At 69.8% G+C, this 19,185-nt stretch carries 21 protein-coding genes; 13 read left to right on the forward strand and 8 right to left on the reverse strand.

Annotation, left to right across the window (positions count from 1 at the left end):
- Positions 1-188 precede the first annotated feature (188 nt).
- A complete protein-coding gene (locus H613_RS23665; protein WP_211234653.1) occupies positions 189-1,829 on the forward strand; it encodes a right-handed parallel beta-helix repeat-containing protein in 1,641 nt (546 codons plus the stop codon).
- 62 nt (positions 1,830-1,891) lie between these two features.
- Here H613_RS23665 and H613_RS23670 read toward each other — a convergent pair whose 3' ends face one another.
- Positions 1,892-3,880, reverse strand: coding sequence for an APC family permease (locus tag H613_RS23670; protein ID WP_169731935.1), 1,989 nt, complete (start codon positions 3,878-3,880; stop codon positions 1,892-1,894).
- A gap of 160 nt (positions 3,881-4,040) precedes the next feature.
- On the opposite strand from H613_RS23670, the gene H613_RS0101040 reads away from it, so the two are divergent.
- The 3 genes from H613_RS0101040 to H613_RS0101050 all read left to right on the forward strand — a co-directional run bounded on the left by H613_RS0101040 (position 4,041) and on the right by H613_RS0101050 (position 6,582).
- Positions 4,041-4,706 (forward strand): potassium channel family protein, encoded by a 666-nt coding sequence (locus H613_RS0101040; RefSeq protein WP_026922322.1) that lies wholly within the window; start codon positions 4,041-4,043, stop codon positions 4,704-4,706.
- Complete coding sequence (locus H613_RS0101045) at positions 4,706-5,371, forward strand: potassium channel family protein (protein ID WP_026922323.1); 666 nt, start codon at positions 4,706-4,708, stop codon at positions 5,369-5,371. The genes H613_RS0101040 and H613_RS0101045 overlap by 1 nt, the downstream gene beginning before the upstream one ends.
- A gap of 116 nt (positions 5,372-5,487) precedes the next feature.
- On the forward strand, positions 5,488-6,582 hold the full coding sequence (locus H613_RS0101050; protein ID WP_035735483.1) for a lytic polysaccharide monooxygenase: 1,095 nt from the start codon (positions 5,488-5,490) through the stop codon (positions 6,580-6,582).
- 23 nt (positions 6,583-6,605) lie between these two features.
- On the opposite strand, the gene H613_RS0101055 is transcribed toward H613_RS0101050, so the two are convergent.
- Genes H613_RS0101055 through dut form a run of 4 tightly spaced genes read right to left on the reverse strand, consistent with a single transcriptional unit; the run spans position 6,606 to position 9,009 of the window.
- Positions 6,606-7,316 carry a DUF3159 domain-containing protein gene (locus H613_RS0101055; protein ID WP_026922325.1) on the reverse strand — a complete coding sequence of 237 codons (711 nt, stop codon included), beginning with the start codon at positions 7,314-7,316 and terminating at the stop codon, positions 6,606-6,608.
- A gap of 29 nt (positions 7,317-7,345) precedes the next feature.
- Positions 7,346-7,750, reverse strand: coding sequence for a single stranded DNA-binding domain-containing protein (locus H613_RS0101060; protein ID WP_026922326.1), 405 nt, complete (start codon positions 7,748-7,750; stop codon positions 7,346-7,348).
- Positions 7,751-7,793: 43 nt separating this feature from the next.
- Complete coding sequence (locus H613_RS23675; protein ID WP_051392786.1) at positions 7,794-8,540, reverse strand: DUF3710 domain-containing protein; 747 nt, start codon at positions 8,538-8,540, stop codon at positions 7,794-7,796.
- Entirely contained in the window at positions 8,533-9,009 is a 477-nt protein-coding gene (dut, locus tag H613_RS0101070) for a dUTP diphosphatase (protein WP_026922327.1), read from the reverse strand. The genes H613_RS23675 and dut overlap by 8 nt, the downstream gene beginning before the upstream one ends.
- A 41-nt stretch (positions 9,010-9,050) precedes the next feature.
- Between dut and H613_RS0101075 the strand changes: the two genes are divergently transcribed.
- Positions 9,051-9,527: a DUF3093 domain-containing protein gene (locus tag H613_RS0101075; RefSeq protein ID WP_026922328.1), complete on the forward strand. Its 477-nt coding sequence runs from the start codon at positions 9,051-9,053 to the stop codon at positions 9,525-9,527.
- 151 nt (positions 9,528-9,678) lie between these two features.
- Here the strand turns inward: H613_RS0101075 and H613_RS0101080 are convergent, their stop codons facing one another.
- Positions 9,679-9,978: a DUF4193 domain-containing protein gene (locus H613_RS0101080; protein WP_026922329.1), complete on the reverse strand. Its 300-nt coding sequence runs from the start codon at positions 9,976-9,978 to the stop codon at positions 9,679-9,681.
- 318 nt (positions 9,979-10,296) lie between these two features.
- Between H613_RS0101080 and H613_RS31245 the strand changes: the two genes are divergently transcribed.
- The 3 genes from H613_RS31245 to H613_RS32505 all read left to right on the forward strand — a co-directional run bounded on the left by H613_RS31245 (position 10,297) and on the right by H613_RS32505 (position 13,190).
- A complete protein-coding gene (locus H613_RS31245; protein WP_169731936.1) occupies positions 10,297-10,809 on the forward strand; it encodes a LytR C-terminal domain-containing protein in 513 nt (170 codons plus the stop codon).
- A 213-nt stretch (positions 10,810-11,022) separates the two neighbouring features.
- Positions 11,023-12,594, forward strand: coding sequence for an RNA polymerase sigma factor (locus H613_RS0101090; protein ID WP_026922331.1), 1,572 nt, complete (start codon positions 11,023-11,025; stop codon positions 12,592-12,594).
- A gap of 356 nt (positions 12,595-12,950) precedes the next feature.
- A complete protein-coding gene (locus tag H613_RS32505; protein WP_026922332.1) occupies positions 12,951-13,190 on the forward strand; it encodes a DUF7455 domain-containing protein in 240 nt (79 codons plus the stop codon).
- Positions 13,191-13,443: 253 nt separating this feature from the next.
- On the opposite strand, the gene H613_RS0101100 is transcribed toward H613_RS32505, so the two are convergent.
- Both H613_RS0101100 and dtd read right to left on the reverse strand, forming a co-directional pair.
- On the reverse strand, positions 13,444-15,147 hold the full coding sequence (locus tag H613_RS0101100) for a DEAD/DEAH box helicase (RefSeq protein ID WP_439330233.1): 1,704 nt from the start codon (positions 15,145-15,147) through the stop codon (positions 13,444-13,446).
- A gap of 94 nt (positions 15,148-15,241) precedes the next feature.
- Positions 15,242-15,664: a D-aminoacyl-tRNA deacylase gene (gene dtd, locus H613_RS0101105; protein ID WP_026922334.1), complete on the reverse strand. Its 423-nt coding sequence runs from the start codon at positions 15,662-15,664 to the stop codon at positions 15,242-15,244.
- 41 nt (positions 15,665-15,705) lie between these two features.
- Here dtd and H613_RS0101110 point away from each other — a divergent pair, with 41 nt between their 5' ends.
- The 5 genes from H613_RS0101110 (at position 15,706) to H613_RS0101130 (ending at position 19,138) form a co-directional block, all read left to right on the forward strand.
- Entirely contained in the window at positions 15,706-16,032 is a 327-nt protein-coding gene (locus tag H613_RS0101110; protein ID WP_026922335.1) for a DUF3099 domain-containing protein, read from the forward strand.
- Between the two features lie 180 nt (positions 16,033-16,212).
- Positions 16,213-16,434 carry a DUF3039 domain-containing protein gene (locus H613_RS0101115; protein WP_035735491.1) on the forward strand — a complete coding sequence of 74 codons (222 nt, stop codon included), beginning with the start codon at positions 16,213-16,215 and terminating at the stop codon, positions 16,432-16,434.
- A gap of 155 nt (positions 16,435-16,589) precedes the next feature.
- Positions 16,590-17,207 carry a trimeric intracellular cation channel family protein gene (locus H613_RS0101120; RefSeq protein WP_026922337.1) on the forward strand — a complete coding sequence of 206 codons (618 nt, stop codon included), beginning with the start codon at positions 16,590-16,592 and terminating at the stop codon, positions 17,205-17,207.
- 151 nt (positions 17,208-17,358) lie between these two features.
- Positions 17,359-18,315 (forward strand): sigma-70 family RNA polymerase sigma factor, encoded by a 957-nt coding sequence (locus H613_RS0101125; protein WP_156925759.1) that lies wholly within the window; start codon positions 17,359-17,361, stop codon positions 18,313-18,315.
- Between the two features lie 166 nt (positions 18,316-18,481).
- A complete protein-coding gene (locus H613_RS0101130; RefSeq protein ID WP_035735695.1) occupies positions 18,482-19,138 on the forward strand; it encodes a metal-dependent transcriptional regulator in 657 nt (218 codons plus the stop codon).
- Positions 19,139-19,185: the final 47 nt, after the last annotated feature.

The raw sequence follows: 19,185 nt of genomic DNA on the forward strand, positions 1-19,185 counted from the left end.
GGCCCTCCCGACCCGGTGAAAGCACGGACGCCAGGTTACTACCCGCGGCGCCGGGCGGAGCGCGGGTGCACGGCGCACTGCGCGTGACATTGATGTATTTGAATTGTTGACTTCCAAGGCAAACGGTCGATACAGTGCCTTCAGGACCATCTTGCAACCGCTTGCATTTCGCCCAGGGAGGCACCCTCATGTCCGTCCGCATCCGAAGTCCGCGCCCCCGCGCGGTGCCGATCGCGCTGATCGCGGCCGTCCTCGGCCTGCTCGGCGCCACCGCGCTGGCGCAACCTGCCGTGGCGCGAGCCAATACACTCACCGTCGCCACGAACGGCGACGACGACAACCCCGGCACCCTGTCCGCGCCGCTGCGGACCCTCCAGCACGCCGTCGATCTGGCCGCACCCGGCACCGTGATCCAGATCCGCGGCGGCGTCTACGCGCCCGAGGCCAACGTCCAGATCAACAAGGACGGCGAGCCCGGCGACCCGATCACCATGACCGCCTACAGGGGCGAGCACGTCGTCATCGACGGCGAGAACATGCCCTACACGCCCGGCGAGCTCGACGGTTCGATCCCCCGGCCCGACCGCGGCGCCCTCCACGTCGAGGGCGACTGGTGGGTCTTCCGAGACCTGGAGATCATCCACGGCCCCTACGGGATCTTCTGCATGAACTGCAACGACAACGTCTTCGACCGCCTGGTCACCCGCGACAACTACGAGTCCGGCCTCCACCTGTTCCTCGAGTCCGGCGGCAACCTCATTCGCAACCTCGACAGCTACGGCAACTTCGACCCCCGCAACAACGGCGAGAGCGCCGACGGCCTGGCCATCAAGGAGGGCTCGGGCGAGGGCAACGTGGTGCGCGGGGCGCGCCTGTGGAACAACGTCGACGACGGCTTCGACTCCTGGGAGTTCACCTCGCCGATCCTCATCGAGGACTCGGTCGCCTGGGGGAACGGCTTCGACCGCTGGGGCTTCCCGGACTTTCAGGGCGACGGCAACGGCTTCAAGCTCGGCCGCGGCGCCGACACGGCCACCCACACCGTTCGCGACAGCATCGCCTTCGGCAACGCCCAGCACGGCATCATCGACAACGGCAACCCCGCCTCGATGCTCATCGAGCACAACACCGCCTGGGACAACGCCGAGACCGGCTTCGTCTTCGACCGCTCGACCTCCACGCTGAACGGCAACCTGTCGGTGGGCAACGCCACCGCCGTCAGCCTGGGCTCCTCCGGCGGCAGCGGCAACTCCTGGGACGTCAAGGACGACTGGAGCGACGCGGACCTGATCAGCACCGATACCGCGGCCATCACCGGGCCGCGCCGACCGGACGGCTCGATCCCGGCCACGGACTTCCTGCGGCCGCAGGGCCACTCGGATCTCGGCGCCGACTTCAGCGACAACGACGATGACGATGACGACGGGGGCGGCGCGACCGAGCCCGGCCGCTACGAGGCGGAGGGCGCCTCGGCCGACTGCGACGGCACGATCGACGCCGACCACGCCGGCTTCTCCGGCAGCGGCTTCTGCAACACCGACAACCGCACCGGCGCGTTCGCGCAGTTCACCGTCGACGCGCCCGAGTCGGGCACGGCGACGCTGGAGATCCGCTTCGCCAACGGCGGCGGCGACGGCCGTCCGGCGCAGGTGTCGGTGAACGGCGCGGAGGCGGGCTCGATCCCGTTCGACGCCACCGACGGGTGGACGGACTGGTCCACCGCGACCGTCACCGTGTCCCTGGACGCGGGCGGCGACACGGTCCGGCTCGTCGCCACCGGCTCGGGCGGCCTGCCGAACATCGACTACCTGGAGGTCGCCGCAGACTGAACCGGTGGTGCGGCCCGCGGCCCCGGTGGCCCTCGCCCGCCGGGACCGTCCTCTCGGCCCCGCTACCTGCGGATGCGCCGCAGCGGCGGGGCCTCGTGGTTCTCGCCGAGGATCCACGGCACGGTCACGATCATGACGCCCGGCACGTACTTCAGCTGCCGCTGGATCGCCTTCGTGGTCTGGTTGTGCAGGAGCCACCCCGACCAGGGGAAGTAGTTGCGCGCATCGCCCTTGCGCTGCCACCAGTGGCCGACGACGTACTCCGGCATGTAGACGGTGACCACGTCGCGCGGCGCGTCGCGCTGCTCGGCCTTGACGTAGTCGACGATCGGGCCGGTGATCTCGCGGTAGGGCGAGTCGACCACGGTCAGCGAGATCCCGATCCCCCGCCGCTCCCACTCGGCCAGGAGCGCCCTGGAGGCGGCGGCGTCGACGTTGACCGTCAGCGCGGTGAGCGTGTCGGGCCGGGTGGCCTTGGCGTAGGCGAGCATTCGCATCAGCGGCCGGTTGACGCTGGAGACCAGCACGATCGCGTGGTTGCGCGAGGGCAGGCGCGGCTTGCCCGGCGGCAGCTCGACCTCCTCGGCCACGGTCGTGTAGTGGCGCGAGACGAACCACATCATCGCGTAGCCCGCGGCGATGATGACGGCGGCGATCCAGCCACGCCGGTAGTCGGTGACCGCGACGATGACGAGCACGATCGCGCACATGAGCGCCGCCGCGGCCGCGGTGCGCCTCGCCCGGCGGGCCCGGGCGCGCCGGGCGGCGTCGCGCTCGACTTCGAGGACCCGCCGCCAGTGGCGGACCATCGCCGCGTGGGCCAGGACCATCGACAGGAACACGCCGACGATGTACATGCCGATGAGCCGGAACGTGGCGCCGCCGAAGCCGATGACGAGGATCGCGGCGGCCACGGCCAGGATGATGATCCCGTTGGAGTAGACGAGCCGGTCGCCGCGCTTGTGGAGCTGGCGCGGCATCAGGTAGTCCTTGGCGAACACCGAGGCCAGCTGCGGGAAGCCGACGAACGCGGCGTTGGCGGCCAGGATGAGCACTCCGGCGGCCGCGAGCATGATCGGCCACAGCAGCAGCGCCTCGGAGTCGAAGACCGCGGCGGCGAGCTGGTAGATGAGCGGGTTCTGCACGTAGTCCTCGGGCACCCCGGCCAGCTGGGTCTGCGGGTCGACGGTGGCCTGGGCGCCCACGAGGTAGGCGAGGACGACGATGCCGACGTACAGCGCGATGGTGGCGGCGCCGACGGCGGTGATCGCGGCGGCGGCGTTGCGGCCCCTGGGCGGGCGGAAGAACCGGACGCGGGTCGTGAACGTCTCGATGCCGGTGACGGCGACCGACCCGCCGGCGAAGGCGCGGGCGCACAGCACGAACAGGGCCGCCGAGGTCATGTCGGTGGCCTCGCCGACGGTGTCGTAGCTCGCCGACGGCGGTTCGATCTGCTCGCCCGCGGCGAGGCGGACGAGGCCCACGACGACGGTGGCGGCCATGCCCGCCACGAACAGCAGCGCGAGCCCGGCGGCGACGCGCCCCGAGACGCGCTGACCGCGCAGGTTGAACGCCGTGAGCAGCACGAGCACGAGCGCGCAGACCCATTCGCGCGTCTCGCGCACGCCGGGCCACAGCACGGCCAGGCAGGAGACGGCGGCCGAGACGGAGACGGCGACGGTGAGGATGTAGTCGAGCACGAGCGCGGCGGCGGTCAGGGCCCCGGCCCGCGGCCCGAAGTTCGCGGTCACGACGCGGTAGTCGCCGCCGCCGCCGGGGTAGGCCTGCACGGTGTAGCGGTAGGAGGCGATGACCGTCAGCATGACGACGGCGACGGCCAGGCCGGTCCAGATCGAGTACGCGTAGGCGGCCGATCCGGCGGCCGCCATGATGAGGAAGACCTGCTCGGGGGCGTAGGCGATCGAGGAGATGGGGTTGACGGCGAGCAGTGGGATGGCGTACCGCTTCGACAGCTCGAGGGCGTGCTGGCGTTCTGAGGTGAACGGCTCGCCCACGAGCAGCCGCTTGAAGACGGACAAGGACCGGGTCACGGCCATAACATAGCGCCTGGCATCGTCCTGTGGTGAGCGGTGCGCATGTCCGTCAGCCGTTGGGACGGATCGCGGAGCGCATCGCCGGTAGTGTGTGCGCGGGGGCGCCGGGGCGTCGCGGTATCGTCGCATCGATGTCCTGAGAGAGGGAGTGAGCCGGGTGCACGTGGTGATCATGGGCTGCGGCCGCGTCGGTTCGCTGCTGGCGCGCGGCCTGGTGGACCTGGGGCACACGGTCGGCGTCATCGACCAGAACCCCAAGGCCTTCCGGCGCCTCGGCCCGACCTTCGACGAGACGACGGTCAGGGGCAACGGCTTCGACCGCGAGGTGCTGGCCAAGGCCGGCATCGGGCGCGCCGACGCGTTCGTGTCGGTCTCCTCGGGCGACAACTCGAACATCATCGCCGCGCGCGTGGCGCGCGAGAACTACGGCGTCCGCAACGTCATCGCCCGCATCTACGACCCGCAGCGGGCCTCGGTGTACGAGCGGCTCGGCATCCCCACCGTCGCCACGGTGCGCTGGACGGCCGACCGGCTGCTGATGCACCTCCTGCCGGAGGACCAGCAGCCGCTGTGGCGCGACCCGACCGCGACGCTGTCGATGGTCGAGGTGCTCTACGACGAGGGCTGGGTGGGCAGGCCGCTGGGGGCGCTGGAGGCGGCCACGGGGCACCGGGTCGCCTACGTGACGCGATTCGGGCGCGCGACGCTGCCGACCGACTCGTCGGTGCTGCAGGACGGCGACCAGGTGTACATGCTGGTGGGTGACGACGGCGCCGAGCAGGTCGCCCAGATCGCGGGGCGGGCCCCGCAGGGAGGTGCCTGATGCGCGTCGCCATCGCCGGAGCGGGCAACGTGGGCCGCTCGATCGCCGCGGAGCTGGTCGGCAACGGCCACGAGGTGCTGCTCATCGAGCGCGACCCGGAGGCGATGCGTCCCGAGCGCGTCCCCGAGGCCGAGTGGCTGCTGGCCGACGCCTGCGAGCTGGAGAACCTGCGGCAGGCGCGCATGGAGGGCTGCGACGTGGCGGTGGCCGCCACCGGCGACGACAAGGTGAACCTGGTCGTCAGCCTGCTGGCGAAGACCGAGTTCGCGGTGCCGCGCGTGGTCGCGCGCGTCAACCGCGCCGAGAACGAGTGGCTGTTCGACGAGGAGTGGGGCGTCGACGTCTCGGTCTCCAAGCCGCGGCTGCTGGCCGCGCTCGTGGAGGAGGCCGTCAGCGTCGGGGACCTGGTGCGGCTGTTGAGCTTCCGGCAGTCGCAGGCGAACCTGGTGGAGATCACGCTGCCGCTGGAGGCCCCGCACGTGGGCAAGGCGGTGGCGGAGGTGCCGCTGCCGCGGGACGTGGCGCTGGTGGCGATCATCCGCGGGCGCAGGGTCATCGCTCCCAGCCCGGACGACACGCTGGAGCCGGGCGACGAGCTCGTGTTCGTCTGCAACGAGGACGCCGAGGACGCGACGCGGGCCGTCATTCTGGGCAAATCGCGCTGAACGGCGCCGGTTTCGGCCGGTTATGGGACGTAACTTGGCGCTGTAGCCTTTACAATTCGGACGCTTCCATCATATATTTAAAGTTCTCGATATTTTAATCGATTGGGAGCGCTATCATGCTCAAAGTACCGAAACGCCTCCGAAGCGTGCTGATCGCCCTCGCGGCGGTGGTCGTCGCCGGCGGCTCGGCGCTGCTGTTCGTGCAGCCCGCCTCCAGCCACGGCACCGCCACCAGCCCGCCCTCCCGGCAGTACAGCTGCTGGGAACGCTGGGGCGACGACTTCCAGAACCCGGACATGGCCGACGAGGACCCCATGTGCTGGCAGGCCTGGCAGGAGAACCCCAACACCATGTGGAACTGGAACGGGCTCCTCCGCATGGACATGCAGGGCCAGCACGAGTCGCTCATCCCCGACGGCCAGCTGTGCTCGGGCGGCCACGCCGAGGGCGGGCGCTACAACTCGCTCGACGCGGTCGGACCCTGGCACACCACGTCGCTGGCCAACGACTTCACGCTCCATTACGAGGACGCGGCCAACCACGGCGCGGACTACTACTGGGTGTACGTGACGAAACAGGGATTCGACGTCACCAGCGAGCCACTGGGATGGGACGACCTCGAACGGGTCGCCACGACCGGCGTCTACCAGCCCGGCGAGACCGTCGACATCCCCGTCAGCGCCCCCGGCCGCACCGGCCGCCACGTGGTCTACGTGATCTGGCAGGCCAGCCACCTCGACCAGGCGTTCTACTCCTGCTCGGACGTGTGGTTCGGCTCCGGCGGGCCCACTGATGAGCCCGACGACCCGACCGACGACCCCACGACCGAGGAGCCGGACGACCCGACCGACGACCCGCCGACCACGGACGAGCCCGACGACCCGACGACCCCCGCCGACAACGGCGACCTGGCCTGCTCGGCGAGCGCCACGGTCAACAGCTGGGGCTCGGGCGCGACCGTCGAGGTCACGGTGTCCAACATCGGTTCGGGGACGGTCCACGCCTGGATGCTCCACTGGAACTGGCCGGACGGCTCGGACGCGGCCGTGACGAACATCTGGAACGCCTCGCATTCGCAGATGGGCGACATGGAGATGGCCGAACCGGTCGGCTACAACCAGTCCATCGATTCGGGCGGATCGGTCTCCTTCGGCTTCAACGTCAGCGGCTCACTGACGTCGTCGCCGGAATTCGACTGCCTGGCGTCTTAGGAACGTCCTTCGGCACGGCGGCCTTACGGCTGCTGCGCCGGAGCCTCGTCGGTCTCGGCCTCCTCGGCCGGGACCGACTTCATCCTGCGGCGCACGGCCCAGATCGTCAGCGCCGTCAGCGCGATCGTCACCGGCGTGCCGCCGAACAGCGTCACCCACCCCAGCGCGTTGTCCGCGTCGAGCAGATACAGCCACACCCGGGCGGCGTTCTTGAGCAGGAACACCACGCCCCACAGGACCGTGATCCAGCACAGGACGTCGACCAGGGGCTTGTTCTGGCGCCACTCCTTCTTGCCGCCTTGGGCGATCACGGCGTAGACCCAGCCGATGATCGGGTGGCGGAAGATCGCCGAGACGATGAAGCCCACGCCGTAGACCACGCCCCAGATGATCCCCGGCAGGTAGAAGTCGCGCGCGTCGTCGCTGTTCCAGGCCAGGAACGCGCCGAGCGCGATCCCGAACAGGCCGTTGAGCGCGTACCTGATCGACTCCTTGCGCGCCGCGCGCCAGATCGCGATGCCCACGGCGCTGGCCGCCGAGATGATGATCGACCACTGCAGCCCGTCCAGCGGCCCGAGCTGGCGCTCGCCCAGGATCGGGTTGAGGACCACGAACAGGGTGATGGGGACGGCGGCCTCGATCACCCCCTTGACGCCGCCGAGCTGCTGGGAGAGCTGCTCGGAGAAGGGGGGCAGCTCGTCGGGGTCGGTCCGCTGCGAAGTCTCGGTGCTCAAAAAGCGTGCCTTCCGGGTCTGGGCGGTCTTCAGGGGCGCAGTTCGTAGATCGGGTTGTAGATGACGAGCCGGCCGTCGGCGGCCCGCGCCGCTCGCCCGCGGGCGACGATCCTCGTCCCCGCCTCCAGGCCAACGATACGCCGCCGACCCATCCAGACCAGTGTGACCTGGCCGGTGCCGTCGAACAGTTCGGCCTCCACCGACGGCGAGCGGCCCTCGGTGCGGAGCACGACGGTGCGCAGGCGCCCGGCGACGGTGGCCGCCTGGCGCGCCTCAAGGCGGTCGACCGGCGTGTAGTCGGCCTCGGGCTCGCCGTCGCGCCTGAGCGCGCGGGAGGTGACCTCGTCGCGCACGTCCGCGGCGAACAGCTCCTGCGAGGGGGCCGCAAGGCGGCGGAGCCACCGCTTCCATCCGGCGGCGTCGTGCTCGGTCACCGGAGCGCCCCTGGGCGGGGCCCGCTGGCCATCGGTGACCGGCCTACCGCTTGCGGGGGCGGGGCGAGGGCTTGCGCCGGACCTTCGGCTGCGGGGTGTCGCCGGCCGCGACGATGGCGCGGGTGCCGTCGCCGCCCTCGGCCTTGCGCTGCGCGATGCGCGCCGCGGCCTCCTCGGCCATCTTCGGCGGCAGTTTGAGCGGCAGGGCCTCCCTGGCGGGCATGGCCAGGTTGCCGCGGTCGACCACGACGTTGCGCAGGGCCTCGTCGAGTTCGGGGGCGGCGTCCTCGTCGGTGGCGCGCTTGCCCTGGAAGGTGGCCTGGACGAACCAGCGCGGGCCGTCGACGCCCACGAAGCGCACCGTGTTGGTGCCCTTCTTGCCGCTGATCTTGGCGATGAGCTCGGTGCCCCAGCGCCCCTCCACCGGCTCGACCGTGCCGCCCTGGCCGGTGACCTGGCCGCTCAGCTCCTCGCGCATCTCCTCCCAGATGCCCTCGGTGCGCGGGGCGGCCCGCACGAGCAGTTGGAGGGCGGAGGAGCCGGTGGTGAGGACGACCTGGCTGATGTTGCCCTTGGCGTCGGTCTGGGCCTGGAAGCCGACGCCCTTGGGGATGGGCAGGCGGATCGCTCCCAAGTCGAGGCGCCGCAGTTCGTCGTCGGGGGCGTCGGCGGCGTCGAAGGGTCCCTCGGTGGCCTCGCGGACGGTCTCCTCGCCGCTCTCGGCCAGCGAGTCGAGGACCGCTCCTTCGCTGGGACGCTGCTTCTTTGACGAGCGTCGCCGTCTAAACACGTTCGTTCTCCTCTGCGAGTCGGCGGTGTCCGCCGGTGGAACCGTGGCCGTTCGCGCCGCGCTGCGTGGGGCTCAGTCGATCGACCTCGGTGAAGCGGGCTCGTACAACAGGTTGGATTACCAATTGTGCGATACGGTCCCCGCGTTCGATGACGGCGGTCCGCTCCGGGTCGAGGTTGATGAGGTTGATCTTGATCTCACCGCGGTAGCCGGAGTCGATGGTGCCGGGGGCGTTGGCGATGGTGACGCCGAGGCGGTGGGCCAGGCCCGAGCGGGGGTTGGTGTAGCCGACGCAGCCCTCGGGGATGGCCACGGCGATGCCGGTGGGGACGAGCGCGCGCCCGCCGGGCTCGAGCCGGACGCCTTCGGCGGCGCAGAGGTCGGCTCCGGCGTCGCCGGGCTCGGCGTACGCGGGAACGGGCAGTTCGGGGTCGATGCGCCTGATGGCGACCGGCACGTCGTCGTTCACAGTCTGCTGCCTCCTTACGGTCGAGAGCTATGGTCTCAGACATGGAGAGTCGAGAACGGTACGCCGAGCGGATGCGGGTGCCGTGGACGGGCTGGCTCGCGGCCCTCGTGTTCGCGGCGCTGGCCGCGGGGCTGTCGAACATGGGCGACCTGCGGTGGTGGCGCGTCGCGGCGAGCGTCGCGATCTTCGTCGCGGTGCTGGCCGGGGCGTGGTGGCTGGGCCGTCTGCGGGTGCGGGTGGTCGAGGACGGCGGCGAGGTGTGGCTGCACGTCGACGACGCGCGGCTGCCGGCCTCGGCGGTGGCCGAGGTCCAGGTGCTGGACCGGACGGCCTACTCGGACGCGCTGGGCGTGGCTTTGCACCCGCTGGCGTTCGTGGTGCAGCGGCCCTGGATCAGGCGCGGGGTCCGCGTCGTCCTGGACGACGCGGACGACCCCACGCCCTACTGGGTGGTCTCCTCCCGCAACCCCGAGAGGTTGCGGGAGGCGCTCGCCGCGAGGCGCGAGGCGGCCGTCTGAGCCGCGACGCGGGTCACCTGAAAGCAGTGAGGCCCCCGCGAGGGGGCGAGCACGGCGCGCGGCCGCGCTGGAGCCGGCGTGAACGCAGTGAGGCCCCCGCGAAGGGGGCCTCTGTCGGTTCCGGACGCGCTCGATCGCCGTCCCACGCCGCTTAGGCGCAGTCCTTGCAGATCGGCTGGCCGTTCTTCTCCTTGGCGTACTGGCTCCGGTGATGGACCAGGAAGCAGCTGGAGCAGCGGAACTCGTCGTTCTGCATCGGCAGGACCTTGACCGAGAGCTCCTCGTCGCCGAGGTCGGCGCCGGGCAGTTCGAAGTTCTCGGCCACTTCGGCCTCATCGACGTCCACCGACCCCGACTGGTCGCTGCGGCCCTTGGCGAGCGCCTCGATGCTGTCGGTGCCGCCGGTGGCCTCTTCCTTGTCCCGGCGCGGGGCGTCGTAGTCGGTTGCCATCGTTTCCACTCCCATTGGTTTCTCTGGCACAGGTGCGTCGAAGCGGACGCCTCCGATGACTGCGGCGGGTGCCGCTGGGGCATCTTGTTCGGAGGCGCTCGGTTCGACTTCGGTTTCCTGGCGGGTTCTGTCCGTCCCTGCAGGCGGCGTACCTTACCGCGTGCAGTCCATTCGTATACACCATGCCGCTCGCTTTTTCATCCCCATTGTGGCGAGAAACACTCTTGTGGCGCGATCGGTGAGTGTACCGCCTCTCGCCCACAAGGACGTTCCGCGCACGATAGCCTTTGGATTACATCGAGAGTCGGGGAGGCCGCAGTGCGAATCGCTCGTATCCGCGCGTTGACGTTTTTGTGCGCATTGGCGCTGGTAGCGGCATTGGCGACACTGTGGGCGATCAAGAACGACTCGCAGCAGGCCGGGGGCGCCTCGTGCGAGCCGGGGGCGGTCGAGATCAAGACCTCGCCCATCCCCGACCCCGAGCAGATCGAGATCGTCGTCCTCAACGGCACCGACCGGACGGGCCTGGCCGAGCAGGCGGCCAACCAGCTGAAGGACCGCGGCTTCCAGGTCATCGAAGTGGGCGACACCGACGAGACGTTCGACGGCTCGGCGCTGGTGAAGTACGGCCCCGACGAGTACGCGGCCGGACTGCACACGCACGCGTACTTCTACCAGGGCCGCGACGGCTTCGACCTGGAGTGGGACAAGCCGATCACCGTCATCCTCGGCGACGCGTTCAAAGAGGTCCGCTCCACTTCCGATGCGCGCCAGTCGTTCGCCCAGAGCGGCGGCATCACGGCGCCCGATGGCACCTGCCCGGTAGAATAGGGCGCCACCGCCCCCTCGAACCACTGACATTGTTACTGAAAATGCGGAAACTCAGCTCGAAACGGCATCACGGACGGGCCGGTAGCGATTTTCGGCGCTACAATTCACGCTTGCCCGGTCGTGTTGCGACCTGGGCTGCCGACCCAATATCCAATGCTCACCCGCCATGGAGCCCGGCTTCGCCGTGCCCGCCATTGCCTCGGAAGGTTGCTCGTGACTGACGCACGTCCCAACGGCACCGACGTCAATTCTCTGACCGACTCATTGCTCGAACTGGCCCGTGAGAGCGATGGACAGCTGACGTCCGCGAAAGTCGCTCAGGTCCTGGAGTCGGCGCAGGCCTCCCCCGCCCAGGGCAAGCTGGTGCTCAGGGCACTGGCCGAGGCCGACGTCACCGTCGTCGTCGACGGCTCCTCCTCCGGCCGCAAGCGCGTCCCCGCCGCCCGCACCGCCACCTCCTCGCGCACCGCCACCGCCAAGACCGCGAAGAAGTCGACCAAGAAGGCCGCCAAGAAGACCGCGGTCGCCAAGAGCGTCCCGGCCGGCGACGGCGAGGAGACCGAAGCGCCGAAGAAGGCCGCCAAGAAGGCCACCGCGAAGAAGACCGCCAAGAAGGCGGCGAAGAAGGCCGTCAAGAAGACCGCCGCTCCGGATGACGAGGAGGCCGCCGAGACCCTCGCCGCCGAGGAGGCCGCCGCCGCTCCGGCCAAGAAGGCCACCCGCAAGAAGGCCGCGAAGAAGTCCGCCGCCAAGAAGGCGTCCAAGAAGGACAAGGACTCGGACGAGCCCGACGAGAACGACTTCGAGTGGGACGAGGAGGACTCCGAGGCGCTCAAGCAGGCCCGCAAGGACGCCGAGATGACCGCCTCGGCCGACTCGGTCCGCGCCTACCTCAAGCAGATCGGCAAGGTGCCGCTGCTGAACGCGGCCCAAGAGGTCGAGCTCGCCAAGCGCATCGAGGCCGGGCTGTACGCCGTCGAGCGCCTCAAGCAGATGCGCGAGGCCGGCGAGGAGATCCCCACCCAGATCCGCCGCGACCTGGAGTGGATCGTCCGCGACGGCGACCGCGCCAAGGACCACCTGCTGGAGGCCAACCTCCGCCTCGTCGTCTCGCTCGCCAAGCGCTACACCGGCCGCGGCATGGCGTTCCTGGACCTGATCCAGGAGGGCAACCTCGGCCTCATCCGCGCCGTCGAGAAGTTCGACTACACCAAGGGCTACAAGTTCTCCACGTACGCCACCTGGTGGATCCGGCAGGCGATCACGCGCGCCATGGCCGACCAGGCCCGCACGATCCGCATCCCGGTGCACATGGTGGAGGTCATCAACAAGCTCGGCCGCATACAACGCGAGCTGCTGCAGGACCTGGGCCGCGAGCCCACGCCCGACGAGCTGGCCAAGGAGATGGACATCTCGCCGGAGAAGGTCCTGGAGATTCAGCAGTACGCGCGCGAGCCGATCAGCCTCGACCAGACCATCGGCGACGAGGGCGACAGCCAGCTCGGCGACTTCATCGAGGACTCCGAGGCGATCGTCGCCGTCGACGCGGTCTCCTTCTCGCTCTTGCAGGGACAGCTCCAGCAGGTGCTGCAGACCCTCTCGGAGCGCGAGGCGGGCGTGGTGCGGCTGCGGTTCGGCCTCACCGACGGCCAGCCGCGCACGCTCGATGAGATCGGCCAGGTCTACGGCGTCACGCGCGAGCGGATCCGCCAGATCGAGTCGAAGACGATGTCGAAGCTGCGCCACCCGTCGCGCTCGCAGGTGCTGCGCGACTACCTCGATTAAAAGGACGCGGAGCGGGTATCCGTTCATCCCGGGACGAAGAACCTCACCACACGAATACCGGCACCCCAGCCGGTGCCCGCGGACCGCGGGCCGCCCGTGGCAGCGCTTGCGGGGCCACCCGTGGCGCACGGCATGGATCACCCGAACGGGTGGATGAGCGGCCGCCTCGCCAGGTTGCCGTTCGCCGATCCGTGGGCTACGGTGTGGAACAACTATCGCGATCTAGGGCAGAGTGAGCCGAGTCTCACTAAGCAGTTCTAGGGAAGAGGTAGTACAGTGCAGGCGTTGAACGGGATGAGCCGGTCAACGGGCCGACGTAAGAACCAACGACTACCGAACGCAGCGGAGGACCTGGTATGACATCCACCCTGACGCCCCCGCCCCAGACGGAGGAACGTCCGATCGCGGGCGAGCGCTGCGATCGGTGTAGCGCCGCGGCGAAACTTCGCGTCATGCTCGCTGAAGGCAGTGATCTCGTCTTCTGCGGACACCACGCGAACCAGTACGCCGAGAAGCTGGTACCGATCGCCATCGATTTCAACGCCGACCCCGAGTTCGAGTGGCGCGGCACCGACCTCATGGCGTCCGAGAACTAGCGCGCACAGGCTTGAAAGCGAGCCCGGACGGTCCCCGGACCGTCCGGGCTCGCTTTTGCGTGCGGCCGTTCCCGCGAGCGGGCAACGGCGGTGCGGCGATGCGCCTGGGACGAACGCCGGCGACCGCGACGAAGCGCTCTCAGCCCGCCTACGCGGGATCGACGAGGCGACTGCCGGCGCAGCGACGGCCCTGGAGATCACGCAGGCGGTGAGGGGCCCGGGCACGGAGGCGACCGCACCATGCGCCGCTCGCTCACCAGGATCGGATCGTGGCGATCCGCTCCTCCAGCTGCTCGATCGTGGCCTGCGCGCTCGGCGGGCCGCCGCACTTGGAGCGCAGCTTCGCGTGGATCTTCCCGTGCGGTTCGCCCGTGGCGAACGACTGCGCGCCCACCAAGGCGTTCAACTGCTTGCGCAGCTTCAGGCGCCGCTGCGCGTTCGTCATCGGCGGCTCGGCCGAGGGCTTCGCCGCCGTCTCGGTCGTGGACTTCTTCTGCTTCGCCATCTGCTCGCGCTGCCGCTTCTGGAGCAGCAGGTGCACCTGCTCCGAGGTGAGCAGCCCCGGCAGGCCCAGATACTCCTGCTCCTCGGGGCTCCCCGCCTGCACCGGCAGCCCGAACGAGCCGCCCTCGAAGATCACCTGGTCGAGCTCGGCGCTGCTCTCCAGCGTCTCGCGCTGCCCCAGCTCCGTGCCCTCGTTGAGCTGGCGCTGCGCCTGCTCCAGCAGCAGTTCGGGATCGGCGTCCTCCGACTTCGGCCGGATCACGTGGTCCCGGTCGGCCTCAAGGCTCTCCGCGAGCTGCAGCAGCGGGATCACGCTCGGCAGGAACACCGACGCGGTCTCGCCGGGCCGCCTGGAGCGCACGAACCGGCCGATGGCCTGCGCGAAGTACAGCGGCGTCTGCGCGTTGGTCGCGTACACGCCGACGGCGAGCCGCGGGATGTCGACGCCCTCGGAGACCATGCGGACGGCGATCATCCACTCCTCGTCGGAGGCGGCGAACTTCGCGATCCGGTCCGAGGAGCCCGCGTCGTCCGAGAGCACGATCTGCGCGCTCTTCCCGGTGACCCGCTTGAGGATCCCGGCGTAGGCCCGCGCCGTGTCCTGGTCCGAGGCGATGACGAGCCCGCCCGCGTCGGGCATCCCGGCCGCGCGCAGCGAGGTGAGCCGGTGGTCGGCCGCGCGGATGACCTGCTTGATCCACTCCCCCGAGGGGTCCAGCGCCGTCCGCCACGCCTGCGCGGTCAGATCCTTGGTCAGCGGCTGCCCCAGGCGCACCGCCAGCTCGTCGCCCGCACTGGAGCGCCACTTCGCCTGCCCCGAGTAGGCCATGAACATCACCGGCCGGACGACGCCGTCGGAGAGCGCGTCCCGGTAGCCGTACAGCGAGTCGGCCCGCGAGCGCTTCGAGCCGTCGGGGGCCTCTTCGTAGTCCACGAACGGGATGGGGTTGTCGTCGCTGCGGAACGGCGTGCCGGTCAGCGCCAGGCGCCGCTCGGCCTCGTCGAAGGCGGTCTGGACGCCCTCGCCCCACGAGCGCGAGTCGCCCGCGTGGTGGATCTCGTCGAGGATGACGAAGGTGCGCCTGGCGAGGGTGCGGCGGCGGTGGACCGACGGGTCGGCGCCGACCTGCGCGTAGGTGACGACCGCGCCGTGGAAGTCGGCCGCATTGTGGACGTCGGCGTTGCGGAACGACGGGTCGAGCTGGATGCCGAAGTTCGCCGCCGCGGCGGCCCACTGCACCTTGAGGTGCTCGGTGGGGCACACGACGGTGACGGTGTCGACGGTGCCGTCGGCCAAGAGGTCGTAGGCGATGCGCAGCGCGAACGTGGTCTTCCCGGCGCCGGGGGTCGCCACCGCCAGGAAGTCCTCCGATTGACCCCGGTGGTAGGCGACCATGGCTTTGCGCTGCCAGACCCGAAGCGAGGGAAGCGATTCGGGCGGGGCGGCCGGGATCATGCGGGCTCCTTCTTCTCTCACCGAAGCGTGCGAGGCGTCGGCCTCGACACGGACAGACCCGCTCGATTCTAAGGGGCGAGGGCCGTCACATTCACCGCTCCAGGAGGATGGTGTTGGGGCCGACGTTGACGCTGCGAACCTCCATCATGGCGCCGAACTCGCCGGTCTCGACGTGGGCGCCGAGGTCGCGCAGGGCGGCGGCGACGGCGTCGACGAGCGGTTCGGCCACCGGCCGGGGCGCGGCGGCGTTCCAGGACGGCCTGCGGCCCTTGCGCGTGTCGGCGTAGAGCGTGAACTGGCTGACCAGGAGGATCGGCGCGTCCAGATCGGACGCCGACTGCTCATCGCCCATGATGCGAAGCTTCCAGATCTTCTCGGCGATCCACCGCGCCTCGTCGAGACCGTCCGAATGGGTGACGCCGACCAGGACGAGCAGGCCGTCGCGGATCGCGCCCACGCGCTCCTCCTTCACCGTCACTTCGGCTTCGCTGACGGTCTGCACAACAGCTCTCATGCCCCAGATCATGTCGCATCGGATCGGCGTAGGCTCGAAGGGTGGGACGGCGTGAGAAGGCTACGGTCATCACCGACGTGCAGCTCTCCCCTGATGAGGAGCTGCGGATCAGGACTATCCGCTATGTCTTGATGATGTCGATCCGCGCGGTTCTGGTGGTCGTGTGCGGCATCCTCGTGATCGTCCACGCGCCGCTGCTGTGGCTGTGGCTCCCGTTCGGCCTGGTCGGCATGGCGGTCCTGCCGTGGATGGCCGTCCTGCTGGCCAACGACCGGCTCGCCAAGAACAAGCGCAGCGTGTTCGTGCGCCACCGGCAGCACGCCAAGCGGCTCCCGCCTCCAGAGCACCCCATGATCGACCCGAAATAGCGCGCGGGACCGGTCGTGCTCCGGTGGCCGTTCGGTGACGCGCGAGCCTGGGAACGGCGAGGCCGCCGCGCGGCCGCGAGCTGTGATTCCGCCCGCCCGCGTGGCAGACTTGACGGATCCTGCCCGCAATCGAGGAGTGAGTTTGACGTGAGCGAGCTTCCCAGCACTGGTGGTTCGACGATGCTCGACGAGCAGACCGAGATCCAGCCGAACTACACCTACGAGGACGGCGATGAGGAGCGCTTCTCACATTACGTGCCGAAGGACAAGCTCATGGCCGCCATGGTCGACGGCATCCCGGTCAAGGCGCTGTGCGGGAAGATGTGGGTGCCCACTCGCGACCCCGACCGCTTCCCGATCTGCCCGAGCTGCAAAGAGATCTACGCGAAGATGAAGAAGTAGGCCGCATCGGCGGACGGCAGTGCGAGCGCTCGTCTCCGCTGGTCGCCATCGCGCCGACGGCGCATGGCCCGCAGGCCGCATTCGTCGGCGAGTCGCAGCCCGCACCGCGCGCCTCGCTGGCGGTGTGACCTGGCTCTGCCTGCTATAACGCCTAGGTGGAGCCTTACTCTCTGACCTTGGCCGCCGAACTGGTCGGCACCGCCGTCTTCGCCGCCTCCGGCGCCTCGGCCGCGGTCGCCAAGCGATTGGACATGTTCGGCGTCGTCGTCATCGGCGCCATCACCGCGCTCGGCGGCGGCGCCATGCGCGACGTGCTCATCGACGCGCCGCCGCTCGTGCTCGCCGACTGGCGCTATGCGGCCGTCGCCGTGCTCGCCGCGGTGGCCGTGTTCTTCTTCCACCCGGCTCTTTCGCGCCTGCGCATCGCGATGCTGGTGCTCGACGCGGCCGGACTGGCCCTGTTCACCGTGGTCGGCACCGCGAAGGGCATCGACTACGGCCTGGCCGTCTACGCCGCTTGCATCGTCGGAGTACTCTCCGGTGTGGGTGGCGGCATCCTCCGCGACGTCCTCACCCGCGAGATCCCGGTGGTCCTGCGCGCCGACTTCTACGCGCTGGCCGCCGCGGTCGGCTCGGTCATCGTCGCCGCAGGCGCGCGGTGGGAGTCGCAGATCGGGGCCTTCACCTTGTCGGCCATCGCGACCGCGGCGATCTTCGTCGTCCGGCTGGTCGCCATCAAGTACCGGTGGCAGGCGCCGAAGCCGAATCTCTGAGACTGTCTCCCGGTATCGTGCCACCCTTCACTCTGAAGGGTTTCATCCGCCGATTTCCGCTGCAAGCTGGTACCTCAACGCCCGGTCCCCCACCGGGCGAGGTGCGGGACACCACCGCATGCGAGGGTCAGCAGCGAAAGGCGAACCAACGATGGCACCCGTCGACAGCATCCGTCAGCGGCCGGCTCAACGTGCGGCCGAGTACTCCGGCGACCCAGTGCGCGCCTACCTCAACGGGATCGGCAAACACCGGCTCCTCACCGCCTCCGAAGAGGTCGAATGCGCCAAGGCCATCGAGGCCGGCCTCATGGCCGAGCGCCGCATCTGCGAGACGACCCAGCCCGACCTGCGCGGCGACCTCGCCAAGATCGCCGCCGAAGGGCGAGCGGCCAAGCAGCGCATGCTCGAGTCGAACCTGCGCCTGGTCGTCAGCGTCGCCAAGCGCTACTCCGGGCACGGCATGAGCCTGCTCGACCTCATCCAGGAGGGGAACCTCGGACTCATCCGGGCCGTCGAGAAGTTCGACTACCAGAAGGGCTACAAGTTCTCCACGTACGCCACGTGGTGGATCCGCCAGGCGATCAACCGGGCGGTCACCGACCAGTCGCGGACGATCCGGGTCCCGGCGCACACCGTCGACCAGATCAAGCGGATGAACCGGGCCCGCCACGACCTGCTCGCCGGCCTGGGCCGCGAGCCGAGCTACGAGGAGATCGCCGCGGAGCTCGACGTCACCCCCGGCAAGGTCCTCGAACTGATGTCGTACGACCGCGAGCCGGTCAGCCTCGACCAGACCGTCGGCGAGGACGACTCGACCGCCCTGGGCGACCTCGTCGCGCACATGCCCCGCGAGGCGGCCACCGACGAGTCGGTCTCCTACGCGCTGCTGCGCCGCCACATCGCGTCGGTGCTGGCCAGCCTGCCCGAGCGGGAACAAACCGTGCTGCGGCTGCGTTTCGGCATCGATGACGGGCGCCAGCGCACGCTCGAAGAGGTGTCGGCCGACTTCGGGCTCTCCCGGGAGCGGGTGCGCCAGATCGAGAAGAACGCGCTGCACCGCCTCCGCCAGCCCGACTACGCCGGACGGCTCGCCGACTATGTGGCCTGATCGGCATATATGATTGGTGTGGACAGGGGTCTGGCGGCACTTGACCCACCCCGCCCTGGGGCGTGAGCCGATTCACGGCTTGCCGGCCGTAAGCGGCCTCGCCGAGCCCGGGCGGCATTAGTGAAGGAACGAAGCTGTGACCACGGACCTCGTCGACACTACCGAAATGTATCTGCGCACCATCCTCGAACTGGAAGAGGAGGGCGTGCCGGCGCTGCGCGCCCGGATCGCCGAACGGCTCGAGCAGAGCGGCCCGACGGTCTCCCAGACGGTCGGTCGGATGCAGCGCCACGGGCTGCTCAACGTCAAGAGCGACCGGCACCTCGAACTGACCGAGGAGGGCCGCAGGCAGGCCGTGGCGGTCATGCGCAAGCACCGCCTGGCCGAGCGGCTCCTCGTCGACGTCATCGGCATGTCCTACACCGAGGCCCACGACGAGGCGTGCAAATGGGAGCACGTCATGAGCGACTCGGTGGAGAAACGGGTGTACGAGCTCTTGGAGCACCCCACGCACTCGCCGTACGGCAACACCATCCCCGGGCTCCAGGAGCTGGACTCGGCCGCCGAGGTCGCGCTCGGCGAGCGGGACGAGCGGCCGATGAGCGTGGTGGCGCCCGGCGCGAAGGTGCGCGTGACGCGCCTGTGCGAGTCGGCGCAGACCCACCCCGATCTGCTGACGTCCCTGCACGAGGCCGGGATCGACCCCGGCGCGAAGGTCGTGGTCGACCGCGCCGAGCACGAAGTGATCGTCACCACAGAGGCCGACACGATCCGCCTGGCCGTGGACGACGCCGCGAAGGTGTTCGCCGCACCGATCGAGTAGCCCATTGACCATACGGTGACGGGCCGGTATGGTGACGGTGACTGTGA

Origin of the sequence: Glycomyces arizonensis DSM 44726 (assembly GCF_000482705.1) — a bacterium.
In the GTDB taxonomy this organism is placed as follows: domain Bacteria; phylum Actinomycetota; class Actinomycetes; order Mycobacteriales; family Micromonosporaceae; genus Glycomyces; species Glycomyces arizonensis.